Origin of the sequence: Staphylococcus sp. GDY8P131P, assembly GCF_017891975.1 — a bacterium.
Taxonomy (GTDB): Bacteria; Bacillota; Bacilli; order Staphylococcales; family Staphylococcaceae; genus Staphylococcus; species Staphylococcus nepalensis.
The window spans coordinates 109,876-125,935 of the sequence record NZ_JAESKF010000007.1 but is presented as its reverse complement, the minus strand read 5'-3'; the positions used below and the strand labels follow the sequence as shown (position 1 = coordinate 125,935).

16 protein-coding genes are annotated in these 16,060 nt (G+C 33.1%); 7 read left to right on the top strand and 9 right to left on the bottom strand.

Annotated elements, in window-relative coordinates; genetic code table 11:
• Window positions 1-119 precede the first annotated feature (119 nt).
• The gene (locus KA894_RS07850) at window positions 120-1,715 is read left to right on the top strand and encodes an alpha-glucoside-specific PTS transporter subunit IIBC (RefSeq protein WP_096808603.1); all 1,596 of its coding nucleotides are present in this window, start codon (window positions 120-122) and stop codon (window positions 1,713-1,715) included.
• 124 nt (window positions 1,716-1,839) lie between these two features.
• Here KA894_RS07850 and KA894_RS07845 read toward each other — a convergent pair whose 3' ends face one another.
• On the bottom strand, window positions 1,840-2,370 hold the full coding sequence (locus KA894_RS07845; RefSeq protein WP_096808604.1) for a hypothetical protein: 531 nt from the start codon (window positions 2,368-2,370) through the stop codon (window positions 1,840-1,842).
• 260 nt (window positions 2,371-2,630) lie between these two features.
• Here KA894_RS07845 and KA894_RS07840 point away from each other — a divergent pair, with 260 nt between their 5' ends.
• From KA894_RS07840 to KA894_RS07830, 3 genes are all read left to right on the top strand, one after another.
• Window positions 2,631-3,545 carry a bile acid:sodium symporter family protein gene (locus KA894_RS07840; RefSeq protein ID WP_210133865.1) on the top strand — a complete coding sequence of 305 codons (915 nt, stop codon included), beginning with the start codon at window positions 2,631-2,633 and terminating at the stop codon, window positions 3,543-3,545.
• A gap of 483 nt (window positions 3,546-4,028) precedes the next feature.
• Window positions 4,029-4,673 carry an HAD family hydrolase gene (locus tag KA894_RS07835; RefSeq protein ID WP_096808606.1) on the top strand — a complete coding sequence of 215 codons (645 nt, stop codon included), beginning with the start codon at window positions 4,029-4,031 and terminating at the stop codon, window positions 4,671-4,673.
• Window positions 4,674-4,679: 6 nt separating this feature from the next.
• A complete protein-coding gene (locus KA894_RS07830; RefSeq protein ID WP_096808607.1) occupies window positions 4,680-4,871 on the top strand; it encodes a hypothetical protein in 192 nt (63 codons plus the stop codon).
• A 106-nt stretch (window positions 4,872-4,977) separates the two neighbouring features.
• Here the strand turns inward: KA894_RS07830 and KA894_RS07825 are convergent, their stop codons facing one another.
• The 3 genes from KA894_RS07825 to KA894_RS07815 form a co-directional block, all read right to left on the bottom strand.
• The gene (locus KA894_RS07825) at window positions 4,978-5,163 is read right to left on the bottom strand and encodes a hypothetical protein (RefSeq protein ID WP_096808608.1); all 186 of its coding nucleotides are present in this window, start codon (window positions 5,161-5,163) and stop codon (window positions 4,978-4,980) included.
• Complete coding sequence (locus KA894_RS07820) at window positions 5,160-5,519, bottom strand: hypothetical protein (protein WP_103372785.1); 360 nt, start codon at window positions 5,517-5,519, stop codon at window positions 5,160-5,162. The genes KA894_RS07825 and KA894_RS07820 overlap by 4 nt, the downstream gene beginning before the upstream one ends.
• Window positions 5,520-5,623: 104 nt before the next feature.
• Window positions 5,624-6,463, bottom strand: a complete 840-nt coding sequence (locus KA894_RS07815) for a formate/nitrite transporter family protein (protein WP_096808610.1) — start codon at window positions 6,461-6,463, stop codon at window positions 5,624-5,626.
• Between the two features lie 527 nt (window positions 6,464-6,990).
• Here KA894_RS07815 and KA894_RS07810 point away from each other — a divergent pair.
• Entirely contained in the window at window positions 6,991-8,379 is a 1,389-nt protein-coding gene (locus KA894_RS07810; protein ID WP_096808611.1) for an amino acid permease, read from the top strand.
• A gap of 353 nt (window positions 8,380-8,732) precedes the next feature.
• Window positions 8,733-10,172 carry an alkaline phosphatase gene (locus KA894_RS07805; protein WP_103372787.1) on the top strand — a complete coding sequence of 480 codons (1,440 nt, stop codon included), beginning with the start codon at window positions 8,733-8,735 and terminating at the stop codon, window positions 10,170-10,172.
• Between the two features lie 320 nt (window positions 10,173-10,492).
• Here the strand turns inward: KA894_RS07805 and KA894_RS07800 are convergent, their stop codons facing one another.
• The 5 genes from KA894_RS07800 to KA894_RS07780 all read right to left on the bottom strand — a co-directional run bounded on the left by KA894_RS07800 (window position 10,493) and on the right by KA894_RS07780 (window position 15,208).
• Window positions 10,493-11,368 carry a MurR/RpiR family transcriptional regulator gene (locus tag KA894_RS07800; RefSeq protein WP_096808613.1) on the bottom strand — a complete coding sequence of 292 codons (876 nt, stop codon included), beginning with the start codon at window positions 11,366-11,368 and terminating at the stop codon, window positions 10,493-10,495.
• Window positions 11,369-11,371: 3 nt separating this feature from the next.
• Window positions 11,372-12,811 carry a PTS transporter subunit EIIC gene (locus KA894_RS07795; RefSeq protein WP_096808614.1) on the bottom strand — a complete coding sequence of 480 codons (1,440 nt, stop codon included), beginning with the start codon at window positions 12,809-12,811 and terminating at the stop codon, window positions 11,372-11,374.
• A gap of 26 nt (window positions 12,812-12,837) precedes the next feature.
• On the bottom strand, window positions 12,838-13,725 hold the full coding sequence (gene murQ / locus KA894_RS07790) for an N-acetylmuramic acid 6-phosphate etherase (protein ID WP_103372788.1): 888 nt from the start codon (window positions 13,723-13,725) through the stop codon (window positions 12,838-12,840).
• Window positions 13,725-14,780, bottom strand: coding sequence for a MupG family TIM beta-alpha barrel fold protein (locus KA894_RS07785; RefSeq protein ID WP_103372789.1), 1,056 nt, complete (start codon window positions 14,778-14,780; stop codon window positions 13,725-13,727). The genes murQ and KA894_RS07785 overlap by 1 nt, the downstream gene beginning before the upstream one ends.
• A 98-nt stretch (window positions 14,781-14,878) precedes the next feature.
• Window positions 14,879-15,208 carry a hypothetical protein gene (locus KA894_RS07780; protein WP_096808617.1) on the bottom strand — a complete coding sequence of 110 codons (330 nt, stop codon included), beginning with the start codon at window positions 15,206-15,208 and terminating at the stop codon, window positions 14,879-14,881.
• A 119-nt stretch (window positions 15,209-15,327) separates the two neighbouring features.
• Here KA894_RS07780 and KA894_RS07775 point away from each other — a divergent pair, with 119 nt between their 5' ends.
• Complete coding sequence (locus KA894_RS07775; RefSeq protein ID WP_096808618.1) at window positions 15,328-16,059, top strand: CPBP family intramembrane glutamic endopeptidase; 732 nt, start codon at window positions 15,328-15,330, stop codon at window positions 16,057-16,059.
• Window position 16,060: the final 1 nt, after the last annotated feature.

Genomic DNA, 16,060 nt, shown 5'->3' with positions numbered 1-16,060 from the left:
CATTGTTTTAATGTAAGCGTTTACTTTAATATAAGATATAAATTGATGCTAACGATTTTAGAACAATCTGTAATATTGATTAGTTACGCATAAAAGAGTTAAAAAAGGAGGGTTTCTTCATGAACGCAATAAAGAGATTCGGGAGCGCCATGATTGTACCTGTTTTAATGTTCGCATTCTTTGGTATTGTGCTTGGATTAGCAACATTGTTTAAAAATCCTTCTATTATGGGGAATATAGCAGAAGATGGAACAACATGGTTCAAAATATGGTCTGTCATTGAATCTGGTGGTTGGACAATATTTAATCATATGGAAGTAGTGTTTGTGGTGGGATTACCTTTATCTTTAGCTAAAAAAGCACCAGGGCATGCTGCATTAGCAGCTTTAATGGGCTATTTAATGTTTAATACATTTATCAACGCCATACTTACACAATGGCCGCATACTTTCGGAGCTAATTTAGAAAAGGGTGTAGAAAATGTAACAGGATTAAAAGCCATTGCAGGAATAGAAACCTTAGATACAAATATCTTAGGTGGTATTATTATTTCTAGTATTGTGACATGGATACATAATAGATTTTATAGTAGAAAATTGCCTGAAATGTTAGGTGTGTTTCAAGGCTTAACGTTTGTAGTAACAATTTCATTTTTTGTAATGTTACCTGTAGCTTTAATTACTTGTATCGTTTGGCCGACAGTTCAAAGCGGCATCTCTTCTCTACAAGGATTTATTATTGGGTCTGGCTATATAGGTGTTTGGTTGTATCATTTCCTTGAAAGAGTGTTGATACCCACTGGTTTACATCATTTTATTTATGCTCCGATTGAAGTGGGGCCAGTAGTTGTAAACCATGGTTTAAAAGCAGAATGGTTTGAACATGTGAATGCATTTGCTAAAAGCAAAACACCTTTAAAAGAATTATTCCCATATGGATTTATGTTACAAGGTAATGGGAAAGTCTTTGGTTCAGTAGGTATCGCTTTAGCAATGTATGCAACTACGCCGAAAGAAAACAGAAAGAAAATCGCAGCATTACTTATTCCAGCAACATTAACTGCTACCGTTGTAGGTATTACTGAACCACTAGAATTTACATTTTTATTTATTGCACCGTATTTATTTGTATTACATGCGTTATTATCAGCCACAATGGATACATTAATGTATGGGTTTGGTTTAGTAGGAAATTTTGGTGGCGGATTATTAGATTTCTTTGCAACGAACTGGATACCTTTAGCGCAAAACTATTGGTTAACTTATGTGATTCAAGTTGCTATCGGGCTAGGATTTACTGCAATTTATTTCCTCTTGTTTAGATTTTTAATATTAAAATTTGATATTCCACTTCCAGGACGTAAAAAGGAAGAAAAGGATATGAAATTATATAGTAAAAATGATTATAGAAGTAAAAAAGGAGATACAAATGATGTTAAAAATAAAGAGACAGGCAATGAGTTCGAAGGGAAAGCTATCTATTATCTAGAAGGATTGGGTGGTAAAGAAAACATTAAAGATGTTACAAATTGTACAACGCGGCTGAGATTAACGGTAAAAGACGTAGAGAAAGTTGAAGATAGTGAATACTTTACTTATAAGCAAATGGCACACGGCTTAGTAAAAAGCGGTAAAAATGTGCAAGTTGTTGTAGGTATGTCTGTACCACAAATTAGAGAAGCATTTGAAAAGTTGGTGTTTGAGGAAAATCAATGAATAAAAAAAAGAGGTAGGATAAAAAACTGTTTTTTAGAGATTTCTATCCTGCCTCTTTATAAATTACTTTGAGTATGATTTCTGTCGTAGTTTAGCATATTATATTATTAAGTTTAAATTACTTCTAAGAAATTCTAGTTTTATGCATCAACCGCGGTTGGTATGTTGCACTATAGATGTCAATATTGTGTGTAGCGATAGCATGGATTAATTTAGCGAAAACGGTAGGTGAACAAGAAACATTGATGGTATTACGATTGAAGGTATAAACGATAGTTTCTTTTTGATTGATTAAATTCATGATATCGATAACTTTATCTTTAATGAATGCGTCATGAAGGCCGTCAACAGCAAGTTCGAAACGTTTAGATGATAATAACAAATGATCTAGATCGATGAGTTCATGTGAGTGGTTACTTTCTAGTATTTGATAGATTAAATAATTATGGAAACTGAGAAAACTTACTAAATAAGGTAATTGTTGCTTTGATAAATTAACTTCTAAAGCAAACAAATTATTTTTTTTGAAAATAGCAAACTTAAATGATTCACAAAAGTGAATTTGCTTGCAAAGTCTAATTAAATTTTTGCGAATGGCACGTTTATTCAAACCACTGATGTTCAACACAAACGTTTCAGTTTTATCTAAAAACATATTATACCTCCGTATCTATGTAAAGTGACAAGTGCATATTAAACCTAATATATTATTGTCCTTAAAAATTATACATGTTTTAAATTCTATTAAATTGTACCACTCTTTTTCGAAGAAGACACTAGGTCTTTAGAACGAAGTGTTCATTTTCTTTATATTTTTATATAATCAGATTGCGAATATTTTGAAAATTCTGTTGTTTAGGATTTTAAAGTATGGTACATTTTTCTTTATTAATACATAAAGGGAAGTGTTTCTAGATGTTATCAAAAGTGAGTAAGTTTGCAACGAACACATTCTTGGTATGGATGCTCATTGCAGCGATTATTGGGTTTATATTCCCAATGCAACTTGCTACTTTAAGTAGTTGGGTACCTTATTTATTAGGAATTGTAATGTTAGGCATGGGGTTAACGATAGACCCTAAAGATTTCAAAATCGTATTCCAAGCACCACGTTCAGTGATTATAGGCGTTGTACTTCAATATACAATTATGCCTTTAACTGCATTTTTAATTGCTAAATTATTTCATTTGCCACCAGAAGTAGCTATAGGTGTCATTTTAGTCGGATGTTGTCCTGGTGGAACATCTAGTAATGTGATGGGTTATTTGGCAAATGCGAATGTTGCTCTATCAGTGGCTATCACGAGTGTTTCTACATTGTTAGCGCCATTTTTGACGCCAGCTTTAATATATTTATTTGCGCATGAATGGCTACAGGTTTCATTTTTAAGTATGTTTTGGTCAGTTGTTCAAGTTATTTTAATACCTATTATTATTGGCTTTATACTTCAAAAAATATTTAAAAAATTCGCGGATAAAACTGCGACAGCTTTACCAATTGTATCAGTGGTAGCTATTTCATTAATACTCGCATCAGTGGTTGGCGGGAGTAAAACGCAAATATTAGAAACTGGTTTGCTTATATTTGCTGTTGTTATCTTGCATAATATCGTTGGTTATACGCTTGGTTATACATTGGCAAAAATTATGAAATTAGATCGTCCAGATAAAAAAGCTGTATCGATAGAAGTAGGTATGCAAAATTCTGGTCTTGCGGTTTCTCTTGCAACGGTACATTTTAGCCCATTATCTGCGGTGCCAGGGGCCGTATTTAGCTTAATACATAATATTACAGGTCCAATACTTGCAAAATATTGGAATAAAAGGTGAACACAATGTTGACATAAGTAATTGTAATATATGTATTATAAAAAGAGGTAATCATTTAAAATAAATCAATATTACATTTACGGTTTGAAATCGGCATGGGATGTTTGAAATGATGACAAACTTAAAGTTATGATTTTTGAATTATCGTTTTGCATATTTTAGTGTGACTCTAGCACGTCAATCATGTTTCAACCCTGGATGTGATATTGATAGTAGATGGCTAGAATGATAATTAACAACGTTTGTGCATGTGTTTTAGCTCACGTTCATCTACTTGATTCTATTAGTGATTAATACTGGCGCTTTAGCTGTGGGCCTCTTTTTTAGTTATCATTGTCAGGGTGGGATAACGAAATCATTTTATAAAATGATTTCTGTCTCACTCTCTTTTTTGATTTCAATAATATAAAACGTGACCTTACACAGTAGTAAATATGATACACTTACAATAATATGAACTTATATATTTTGGGAGGAAAATGTATGTATAGAGCGGTTGTATTTGATTTTGACGGCACAGTGGTAGACACAGAAAAACATTTATTCGAGATTATAAATAAACATTTAAACTATTATGGTTTACAGGAAGTGACATTTGATTTTTATCGACAATCAATTGGTGGGCTTGCTTCAGCATTGCACCAGCATTTAGAAGCACAACTTGGCAAAGCACGCAAAGAAGCCATATATAAAGAACATAATGAAACAAGTGCAAATTTACCTATGGTTAAGCATATTAAGCAACTAATGGAATACTGTAAAAAGCGTCATATTCCTATGGCTATTGCTACAAGTAGTTTTAGAAATGATATTCAACCGACATTTGACCGATTGGGATTAGATACGTATATCGATGTAGTAGTTGGACGTGAGGACGTAGAAGAAATCAAACCGAGTCCTGATTTATACTTAACAGCGGTTCAAAGATTAAATTATAATCCGGTTAATTGCCTAGCAATAGAAGATTCAGTCAATGGTGCTACTGCAGCTGTAAATGCAGGATTAGATGTGATTGTGAATACAAACGAAATGACAGAACAACAAGATTTTAGCCACGTTTCATATGTTGGTAAAGATTTAACCGGCACAGAAATTATCGAAAACTATTTTGAAAAAAGTAGAGGCTAATGAAATATGAATGGTTATTTAATTTTATTTTTCTTAGGCGGTCCTATTGTTCTAGCTATTGGCAATTTAGTGCTTGGTCCTATTTTTAATAAAAAAGTGCCTTTGAAAATTCAATTTAAATCGTTTATGGTTGGAAGCTTCATTTATTTACTGGGCGCGTTCGTATTATATTATTTAGTATTACAAGATCAATTTTAATAAATTAAAACCCCTGATTTGAACACTTGGATGAAAAAATGTTCAGATCAGGGGTTTATTATAAACTATGAATAGAGGAAACGATCGTGTTCCCTAAAGGTAAGTATTATTTTAAGAATTGAAATATAAGCGTTACAACAACTAAAACAAGCAGAATAGCGTCAATACCTACCATAATTGCAAAACGTGGATTCTTTTCGCCTGTAGCTTTCGATTTTTTAACAGCTTTTAAATTAGGGATTAGACTTACAATTAATAAAACAACAACAACAATACCTATAAAAATACTCATGACTGATCACCACCATTTTTATTTTTTTCTGCAAATTCCCAAATATAACCAGCTATTATACCGATGATGAGTCCAACTATAATGCCTATTTTAAGTGCAGAAAACATGGCGCTAATAATAATTGCAATTAGTAATGAGATAGGAAGCGTGATTCCAAATTTATATTTTCGTTCTGGTGAGTTCACAATGGCAAAAATAAAATAATACAAGATACCAAATACGACTATGGTAAGCAGACTTCTTAAAATTAATGGGCCTGCAGAAGCATCATTACTACTAAAATAATTAATTAAGAAAAACAACACACCAAAGATAATTGCAACTGTGATTGTTCGCTTCAATAGATGTTTATTCATATTGAACTCCTTTTTAATAAAATCTATTGAGCATTATACCATATAAAGTAAGGTAACTATAATTTCATCTATTGTAAATTATACCAATGTAATCAAAATAATATTCAATATTTGGCATGCTTTTTATCTCCATGATATTGATGGTGGTCATTTAAATAAGCGTAGAATAAACCAATCACTAAGCCGCCGCCTATGTAATTACCAATACCAGCGCCAATCAGGTTAATGGCAGCTGGAATAATTGAGAAAATGTCACTTTGATAAACTATCCCACCGGCAAAAAGTACTGTATTATATACGACGTGTTCATAACCCATAAATGCAAAAATGGAGACACCAAACATCATGACAAACATTTTTGCTAAAACATCATCAATTTGCATAGCGATGACCAATGAAATATTAATAAAAAAATTAGCAAAAATACCTTTAATCATAATTGCTATAAAACCTGCGGATAATGTCTTATGATCAATCGTACTTTCTAGCTGTTGCATCATTGCAGGTGTCATAACATCTGAAGCTCGAATTAATAAAAAGAATATAAATCCGCCTAAAGCATTGCCAATAAAGCACATTATAAATATTTTCAAGACACGCATAGGGGTGATAACGCGATAATAGAGACCGACTGTAAAATACATAAAATTACTAGTTAAAAGTTCAGAATTTGTGAAAAGTATGAGCACTAATGCAAAGCTAAATGCAATAGCAGCTATTAAATTAGTTAAACCCACAGAAACACTAGGTGTTAAGGCAGCTTTAATAAGTAATACAAACACTGTGATGACACCTAAGATAAACCCTGCCATAATCGCACGCAATAAGTATCGTTTTAAATAAAAGCTTTGTAAAATATCTTTGGCTCGAATTGTTTCTACCACATGATGCACCCATGCTTTACCATAAAAAACTTTATCCCATTTAATATTTTTCTCGTTCAAAACCTTAACCTCACTTTCCGTTAATTAAAGATAGTATACTATGATATAACGCATTTGTGAAATAAATCACAAATTATTTTTGGTTTTATATAACAGGATATAGAGGAGTGAGACAAAAATCATCTTTTTCTAAAAGAGATTTAGTCTCCTTATATAGGTAAATCACACTACCAAAGAGATATTCATTTAAACGAATGACTTAAGCTTGCCGCATGCATAAGTGTTACTAAGGTTAAGCAGATTATATGAACTTGTGGCTGTACCTAAGTATCACTTTCTACTTTTTATACCAGTGATATACTGACTATAAGATGCGTTAGGGCGAAAATTAAGTATAAGGTCCCAGATGTATAAATCGAAGCAAAAATGACATTGCTTTTTACTATTAAATAAACTATAATGATAGCGTTGATGTAAGGGCTTACATTAACAAAAATAATTATTTAAATTTTTTGAATTTATAGTATAATAGCGACATAATAAGTGATTTGTTTTCACTTATATTTGAATGAGATGGGGTTTGAATGATGAATGAGACTAATGAATTACAAAGGGGACTAGGTGCACGTCAAATGAGAATGATTGCACTTGGCGGTACGATTGGTGTAGGTCTTTTTATGGGAGCGACCAGTACGATTAAATGGACTGGGCCTTCAGTTATATTTGCATATTTAATTGCGGGCTTATTTTTATTTTTAGTAATGAGAGCTATGGGAGAAATGGTATATTTACATCCAACTTCTGGTTCTTTCGCAAATTTTGCAAGTGATTACATAAACCCAGTTACAGGCTATTTAACAGCATGGAGTAATATTTTCCAGTGGGTTGTAGTAGGTATGAGTGAGGTAATTGCTGTCGGAGAATATATGAATTATTGGTTCCCTGATTTGCCTCAATGGATCCCAGGTATTATTGTAGTACTTTTATTAGCGGGAGCTAATATGGTATCAGTCAAAGCATTTGGAGAATTTGAATTTTGGTTTGCCATGATTAAAGTAGTAACAATTATCTTAATGATTATCGCTGGTTTTGGATTGATTTTCTTTGGAATTGGTAATGGTGGAGAAGCTATTGGGCTTTCTAACTTATGGGCTCATGGTGGATTTATGCCTAACGGTTGGATTGGTTTCTTCTTTGCCCTTTCAATTGTAATTGGTTCGTATCAAGGTGTTGAATTAATTGGTATTACAGCAGGAGAAACCAAAGACCCACAAAAGAATATTAAAAGTGCGGTTAACGGTGTCATTTGGCGTATATTAATTTTTTATATAGGTGCTATCTTTGTAATTGTAACTGTATACCCTTGGAACGAATTAGGAAATATTGGAAGTCCATTTGTTGCGACATTTGCAAAAGTAGGTATTACATTTGCTGCAGGACTTATTAACTTTGTCGTACTAACTGCAGCAATGTCAGGATGTAATTCTGGTATATTTAGTGCTAGTCGTATGACATTGAACTTATCTCAAAGAGGTATGCTACCTAAAAGCTTTAGTAAAGTTATGAAAAATGGTGTTCCAGTTTGGACAGTAACTGCAATTGCAGTTGGCATATTAATTGGTGCATTATTAAACGTCATTTTACCATTATTTATTAAAGGTGCAGACAGCATCTTTGTTTATGTATATAGTGCATCTATTTTGCCAGGTATGGTGCCATGGTTTATGATTTTAATCAGTCACTTAAGATTTAGAAAAAATCATCCTGAAGAGATAAAGGATCATCCGTTTAAAATGCCTGGTGGAGCAGTAACGAATTATATTACGATGGCTTTCTTTATCATGGTGCTCATCGGCATGTTATTTAATAAAGAAACAGTAGTTTCAGTTATTATTGGTATCGTATTTTTAGGATTTATGACACTATTTTACTATATGAAAGGCTACCATAAATTAAGTGACGATAAGCAACTTTAAGCAATAAGATAATTGCATACTATAATAACATTTTCAGCTGTTTTTCAAGTTATTACATGGCAGCTACAAATAATGAGGTCGAGGCAAAATAATGTCTCGGCCTTAAATGTTATTTAGGCAGTGAAGGTCATACAGAATAATGCATACCTTTAAAATTTAGATTTCTATCCTAACCTTTTTATTTGTCCATGTTATGTGCTATCTAAAAAGAGTGATTTAAAGCAGGATATAAAATTGTAAATCATGAATAATTTATTTACAAAAAATTAATCTAATCGATACATTCACTCAAAACACTTGATTTACACTTAACTTGCAGGGTCATAATACATATCAGAAGGAGTTAATCATTTATGAAATTATTAAATAAGTTAGCTACTGCAACTGTAGCAAGTGTAATGATTGCAGGCGGATCATTGGGTAGTGTACAAACAACTTATGCATCTGGCCAAAAAAGCACATCAGAAGATGCTCAAAAAACGTCAGATGTCGTGTATACGGGTAATACAGAAAACCCTAAAAATGTCATCTTTTTAGTCGGTGATGGTATGGGACCTTCATATAATGCGGCTTATCGCTATTTTGCAGATAATCCAGAAACGAAAGAAATGGAGCAAACTGCGTTTGATAAATACCACGTAGGGAGTCAACGTACAAATCCAAATGATTCGAAAGAAAATGTTACAGATTCAGCTGCAGGCGCAACTGCATTTAGTTCTGGACATAAAACTTATAATGGGGCCATTGGCGTAGATGCTGATAAAAATAAAGTCAAAACTGTTTTAGAACAAGCGAAAGAAAATGGAAAATCGACTGGCTTAGTTTCTACAGCTGAAATCACAGATGCTACACCAGCTGCTTATGCTTCACATGTAGATAGCCGAGATAAAAAGAACGAAATCGCCAAACAATTTTATAATGATAAAATTAATGGAGAACACAAAGTTGATGTATTACTTGGCGGAGGCGCGGCGTATTTTGGTAAAGATAATGATAACTTAAAAAATAAATTTAAAAAAGATGGATATGATGTAGTTACTAATAAAAATGAAATGCAAAATTCAAAAAGTAAGCAAATTTTAGGGTTATTTGCAGATAATAATATGCCTTTGCAAATTGATGCACCAGATAAAAACCCTACATTAGTAGATATGACAGATAATGCTATAAGTAAATTAAAAGGAAATGATAAAGGCTTTTTCTTAATGGTTGAAGGGGCTTCTATCGATAAAGCAGGCCATCCAAATGATATAACAGGTGTGATGTCGGAAATGGAAGGATTTGAAAAAGCATTTGAATATGCAACGAACTACGCAAAGCATAATCCAGATACACTGGTTGTAGCGACAGCAGATCATTCGACAGGTGGACTGTCTATTGCTAAAGGCGAAGATTATGTATGGAATCCAGATTCAATACATAAAATGAAGCATTCTGGTAAATACATGACTGAAGAAATTGAAAAAGGTAAAAACGTCGAAAAAGTGATTAACAAAGGCTATGGTTTCGCGATTTCAAAAAATCAAATGGATGATATAAAAGAAGAAGCTAAGAAACTGAAAGACTTTAAAAAAGACAAAGATAAATATGAAGCACAATTGCAAAAAGTTCAAGATGCAGTACAAAAACCTATTAATGATAAATCACATACAGGATGGACAACTACAGGTCATACTGGAGAGGATGTAAATACGTATGCTTATGGTCCTGGCAGTGAGAAATTTAAAGGTAACATAGATAATACAGATAATGCCAAAAATATTTTTGATATCTTTCAAAGCGATGTGAAGTAGCGGTGTAATACATTATTAACATTGATTATTTTTAATAAACTTTCAAAAGCGTTTTGAAATATAAGGATAAAAGATTCGCATAAAAACGAGCCCGAGACATCAATAATGTCTCGAGCTCTTATATTATATAGGCGTAGCGGATAAAGTGCGGCTTCTAAAGTAACACTTATACATGAACGCATGCTTATGTAATTCGCTTAACCTAACTGTTTTGATAATCTTCTTTGCTAGAGCGGGACAACGAAATCATTTTTGAAAACTGTGATTTCTGCCCTGCTCTCATTTTTTGTTTGAAATATTATAGATTAAAAAGTGATGCATCAATGCTTAAATTGAATTTTAGATAAATGCTTACGATAATTATCAAGTGCCATTTTAGATTGTGTAATGGAATCTAAAGAACGTTGATAATTTAACGCAATAAATCGATAATAAAGGATATCTACTGTAAATAATTGTGCAAATAAAGATGTTGTTGCAGCCATACGAAGTTCATTTTCATCTGTTTGACCATAAGTTAAAATATAATCCGAAATTTTGGCCACAGGGTTATCAGTAGAACTTGATATGGTAATAATGGGAATGTTGTAATCTGTGGCGACTTTGGCCATTGATTGCATTTCACTGTGAGTACCCTGATTCGTTACGAAAATAACACAATCTTGTTCATCGTGTGTAGCCATTGTAGTCATCAATAAATGTGTTTCTTGAATTAACCTTACATTTAGTCCGATTCGAGACAATTTTTGATATAAATCTGTAACGATTACGAGTGATGCACCATATCCAAATAAGAATATCGTACGCGCCTGTTTTAATGCGTCACATATATTGTCTATGTTGTGCTGCTCAATTTGGGATGCAACATAACTCATCGTATCTGTGGCTCTTGCAAGCATTTTTGATTTAATAACATCCACAGATTCATGATCTATTAGTTCCATCGAATTATTATTGATTGCATCTTCAGGCAAATAACGTGAAATTGTTATTTTAAGTTCTTGAAACCCTTTTTCAGTAATTTTTTTACTAAAACGCACAATCGAAGCTGTACTTGTATTGATTTCATTTGAAAGATCTTGAACAGACATGTTTATAATACGATGTGGTGCATTTAAAATAAAATCAGCAATTTTCTTTTCACTTTTTGTAAAAGTTCCATACATATTATCAATTTTATAAAGTACGTTGGTCATAGTTTAACCACCTAAGTTATCAGATTCTCTCATTGATTTTGTTGTACCTAAGAAGAAGGTGAAGAGGAAACCACCGATATAAGCAGCGATTAATCCAGCAATATAACCTAAATACATATGATCTGAAATCAAAGGTAATAACGAAATACCACTTGGCCCGATAGCAGTGGCACCAATATGTCCGATGCCGCCAATTACTGCTCCTCCGATGCCGCCACCAATGCACGCGGTAAAGAATGGTCTTCCAAGCGGTAATGTGACCCCATAAATCAAAGGTTCACCAATGCCTAGGAAACCTACAGGAAGCGCACCTTTAATCGCATTTCTTAGTGTAGTATTTTTCTTGCATCTTACCCAAAGTGCTAATGCGGCGCCCACTTGTCCTGCGCCAGCCATCGCGGCAATAGGTAGTAAATAAGTAGCACCAGATTGATTAATCATCTCAATATGAATAGGGGTAAATATATGATGTAATCCTAACATAACTAATGGTAGGAAGAAAGCACCGATTACAAAGCCGCTAAAGATACCACCGATATCTATAACGCCATTGACAACAGATACTAAACCATCAGATACGAAACCTGCTAAAGGCATAATAATAAATATAGTTAATAAACCTATTACAAACAGTGTGATTGTAGGTGTGACAATAATATCGATTGCATTCGGCACAATTTTATGTAATCTCTTTTCAACTAAACTTAATAACCAAACAGCAAAGATGACGCCGATAATCCCACCTTGCCCTGCTTGTAAAGGATCACCAGTGAAAATGTTAACAATCATATTCTCGTCAGTTAAACCAGTTAATAATGTTGTTCCTCCAATGACACCACCTAAACCTGGTGTCGCACCAAACTCTTTTGCCGCATTAATACCAGTAAATATTGCTAAATAAGCTAACATACCATCTTTAATTACATTAAAGACAGTGACAAGTTGTGTTATCCATTCTCCAGATATAACATTAGCTGCTAATAAGTTACTCAATACTGCGCCAATACCGCCAATTAATCCTGCACCAATAAACGCAGGTATTAAAGGTATAAAAATATTAGCAATTGTCTTTAATAATTTATTGAATTTACCTCGTTTTTGCTTACTTTGAAAAGCTTCTTTATTTTCTTTAGCCCTTGCTTCAGTCTCAGCTTTATAATTTCTTGAGTGGTGGGGGATCGTTTCACCTAAACGAACACCGCTTATTTCAGATATATGTGACGCTACTTTATTAACAGTGCCGGGGCCAACTACGATTTGGACACGGTCATCTTTCACAACACCTATAACGCCTTCAGTAGCTTTTAATTTATCATAATCGATTTTATTTTCATCAATCACTTTAATTCTAACGCGCGTCATACAGTTTATGACATTATCCATATTGTCTAGGCCACCGACTGCATCGACGATATTTTCCGCAAGTGTTTGCTCTTTAGACATCAGACAAACCTCCTATATATCAGTGTTTAATTTTTAATCGCTTGTTTAATGATATGATTATTATCTTCTAAACGCTTAGTTGCTTCCACTTTAGAGATGTCACACATATGCATGACAATAGCAATTTTTAGATTTTGATCTGCTGATTTATACAATTGTTGGGACTGTTGTTGTGAAATGTCACAGATATCTTGAATAATACGAATAGAACGGTCGATTAGTTTTTGATTTGTAGCTTTTACGTCTACCATAAGATTATCATAAACTTTACCTACACCGACCATTGTCACAGTGGAAATCATATTGAGTATTAGTTTTTGTGCTGTACCTGATTTTAATCTCGTAGAACCAGTTAATATTTCAGGGCCTACATTCACTTCAATTGAATTGTTTGCTACTTTACTTATTTTTGCATCAGTATTACAAGCAATTGAAATAGTGTGTGCGCCTACGTCATTCGCGTATTGTAAACCGCCTATGACGTATGGCGTATGCCCACTTGCTGCTATACCAATTACGACATCCTTCTCGTTCAGATGTATATGTTGTAAATCTTCTGCTGCTAAAGGCGCACTATCTTCTGCGCCTTCGACCGCCATAGTCATTGCTTTTTGTCCTCCTGCAATTAACCCAATCACTTCATCTGAAGAAGTATTGAAAGTTGGCACACATTCAGCAGCATCAAGTACACCTAATCTGCCACTAGTGCCCGCACCCATATAAATAATGCGTCCGCCAGCTCTGAATTGCTGGGTCGTAATTTCAATAACTTTAGTTAAATTAGGAATACTTTTTCTGATTTCTTGAGGCACTTTTTGATCTTCGTCATTCATTGTTTCAAGTATTTCTTTTATTGTCATTTCATCTAAATGCATTGTGGCGTCATTTCTAGATTCGGTTGTTAAATCGCTCATCAATTTTGCTCCCTTGTTTTAAGAATAAAGTTAAAAGTATCGTTTGGTTGCATGCAATGAATTAATGCATGTTCTGATGCAATGATTTCACCAACAACATTGACATGCTGATGGGCAGGTAAATCAGTGCGTATAATTTGTAATTCACCTTGGTAGCGATGATTCAATTTATTATCTAACGTAACGCTGCCAGTTCTTCGGTGTATGGTTTGGTTAGGTTTAATGTCAAATGTACAATAATGACGTGCTTCTTGGGACCTAACAACAAGATTAGGGGCATCAGGCCTGACCGTATGTTGCTGTTGTAATATAGATGTTGCTTGTAAGTCGGATAAATTTAACGTAAAAGTAAAGTGTCTATGACATAATATACTGATTAATTGCTGCGCCGTTGTCTCATCTAGTTTAGAGTCACCGATTAAAATTTGCGTCGTCGCATTATTTAATAGTAGTTGCGCACTTTCTACAGGGTGTTTATCTCGGGTTGATTCAATTGTAGGTAACCCTTTAAAAAGAGGGCCTCGAGCGGTTGTTCCTGCGATAAATCCAAAAATAGTCGCGTTTGGATTATACTTAAGAATTAATATGTTTTGCTTATTTACAAATTGATCATCTAAACCAGTGTCAGGGCGTGGATAATAGTTATGGCAATAACATAAATAGGAAAAATCATCTAGTTGTTCATACAGTTGTCGTAGCATTGATTCGGAAAGTATACTTGCGTTCAAGCAACATTGAAAACCATGATTGATGATATCATTAATGACTTCAATAGAAGTGCTGTGGTCAATACGAATTATAAACTGCGCATGTTGATATGCTTGCAGAAACTCATAAAAAGAGTGATCCAGCAATGAAGGATTGATATCAATCATATACGTCAGATGATTGTTTGATAAATAATCTAATAGTTCTCCCAAATAGCGATATTTTGTTTTATCCTCCTCCTCAGGAATTTGGACAGATGTGAAAATCGTAGTGTATCCCAAAGAGATCATTCGTGTAATATACGATTTATCAATGGGTTGTCCTAAGTAAATAGAAAAGCCATGCATTGTTATCACTCCTATATTGCTGTAATCGATTTCATTTTACAATACATGAAAAAGTATTACAATTTTAATTTGAAAAGGGCATAGTTTTTGAAATTTTATTACAAGAAGTTGCTCAACGTTTTGTGTATATCTAATAGGTGACGTTGGATGGCTTCAATGTATTTAATTGTGTTGCCGATTGTTAATTCTTCTATTGGATGATTGCTATGTTTTACAAGAAATTGGTAGTAATTATAGTGTGGGAGTGAAAATCGTTGCATTGAAACATCTGAAAATGAGGAGAGTTCTTGGCTAATAAAATGTTCAATATCAATTTTATGTTGTGCTTTTTTTCGGTTTTGAGTTACGATTGCAAATTTATAAACTTCAATTAAATTAAGTAAGTTATGAATACGTTCTTCTAATTGATGATATTCTAAGTTATACATGAAAGACATCCTTTCTAAAATTATTTATATTAAAGTAATGAACTCATTTTTATTAAATAATGAATGATGATATTATAAGCAATATAAAATGATTAGAAATTGAAGGGAGCCTATTAAAATTGGAAAGAAGGAAATACCGTTTTAAAGATATTGTGTGGAAAGATTTTTCATTGCTTGCCATTTTAATTGCAAGTATGATCGTTTTTTCACTGCTTGGTATAGTGATTGGTTTCTTGTATATAGACAATTTATCTGAAAAAATTGCATTAAAGATAAGTGTAATTGCGCAATTACTTGCCTATTTAGTGACAGCGTGTAGCTTTTATTTTTTACATATGAATGATTTTAAATATCATTTGCGCAAAAATATAAACTTTGTAAAAAATCATTACTTATTTCTTATTATAGTGACAGTAACGATGATGGTTTGTAGCACTATATATAATACAATCATGCAATACTTACCGGATGGAATTGGGTTTAGTGAAACACAAAATGAGTTAGAATTAATGGGGCTATTTGATAAGCCTGCATTTTTGCCAGTTACATTTTTATTAATAGTTATTGGTGCCCCATTAGTTGAGGAAATATGCTTTAGACATTTATTAATAGGTGAATTAGGTAAGAAATTTAATTTCATCGCTATGGGTATTGTATCAACCATTCTTTTTTCATTGATGCATGTGGTTGGCGCAGAGTCACCGTTTGAAATAGGGAGTTATTTAATATTAGCTATTGCAATGGTATATGTTTATTTGAAATCAGGTCGTAAACTTATTGCTAGTGTAAGTCTTCATATGTTGAATAATTTGATTTCATTTATCTTTACTATAATTACCTTATATACATAAG

Excerpts from the sequence above, each read along its gene's own strand:
- KA894_RS07780 (WP_096808617.1), bottom strand. The coding sequence starts at position 15,208 with ATGTATAACTTAGAATATCATCAATTAGAAGAACGTATTCATAACTTA.
- KA894_RS07850 (WP_096808603.1), top strand. The coding sequence starts at position 120 with ATGAACGCAATAAAGAGATTCGGGAGCGCCATGATTGTACCTGTTTTA.
- KA894_RS07825 (WP_096808608.1), bottom strand. The coding sequence starts at position 5,163 with ATGAGTATTTTTATAGGTATTGTTGTTGTTGTTTTATTAATTGTAAGT.
- KA894_RS07840 (WP_210133865.1), top strand. The coding sequence starts at position 2,631 with ATGTTATCAAAAGTGAGTAAGTTTGCAACGAACACATTCTTGGTATGG.
- KA894_RS07820 (WP_103372785.1), bottom strand. The coding sequence starts at position 5,519 with ATGAATAAACATCTATTGAAGCGAACAATCACAGTTGCAATTATCTTT.
- KA894_RS07800 (WP_096808613.1), bottom strand. The coding sequence starts at position 11,368 with ATGACCAACGTACTTTATAAAATTGATAATATGTATGGAACTTTTACA.
- KA894_RS07810 (WP_096808611.1), top strand. The coding sequence starts at position 6,991 with ATGAATGAGACTAATGAATTACAAAGGGGACTAGGTGCACGTCAAATG.
- KA894_RS07835 (WP_096808606.1), top strand. The coding sequence starts at position 4,029 with ATGTATAGAGCGGTTGTATTTGATTTTGACGGCACAGTGGTAGACACA.
- murQ (WP_103372788.1), bottom strand. The coding sequence starts at position 13,725 with ATGAGCGATTTAACAACCGAATCTAGAAATGACGCCACAATGCATTTA.
- KA894_RS07795 (WP_096808614.1), bottom strand. The coding sequence starts at position 12,811 with ATGTCTAAAGAGCAAACACTTGCGGAAAATATCGTCGATGCAGTCGGT.
- KA894_RS07830 (WP_096808607.1), top strand. The coding sequence starts at position 4,680 with ATGAATGGTTATTTAATTTTATTTTTCTTAGGCGGTCCTATTGTTCTA.
- KA894_RS07845 (WP_096808604.1), bottom strand. The coding sequence starts at position 2,370 with ATGTTTTTAGATAAAACTGAAACGTTTGTGTTGAACATCAGTGGTTTG.
- KA894_RS07785 (WP_103372789.1), bottom strand. The coding sequence starts at position 14,780 with ATGCATGGCTTTTCTATTTACTTAGGACAACCCATTGATAAATCGTAT.
- KA894_RS07805 (WP_103372787.1), top strand. The coding sequence starts at position 8,733 with ATGAAATTATTAAATAAGTTAGCTACTGCAACTGTAGCAAGTGTAATG.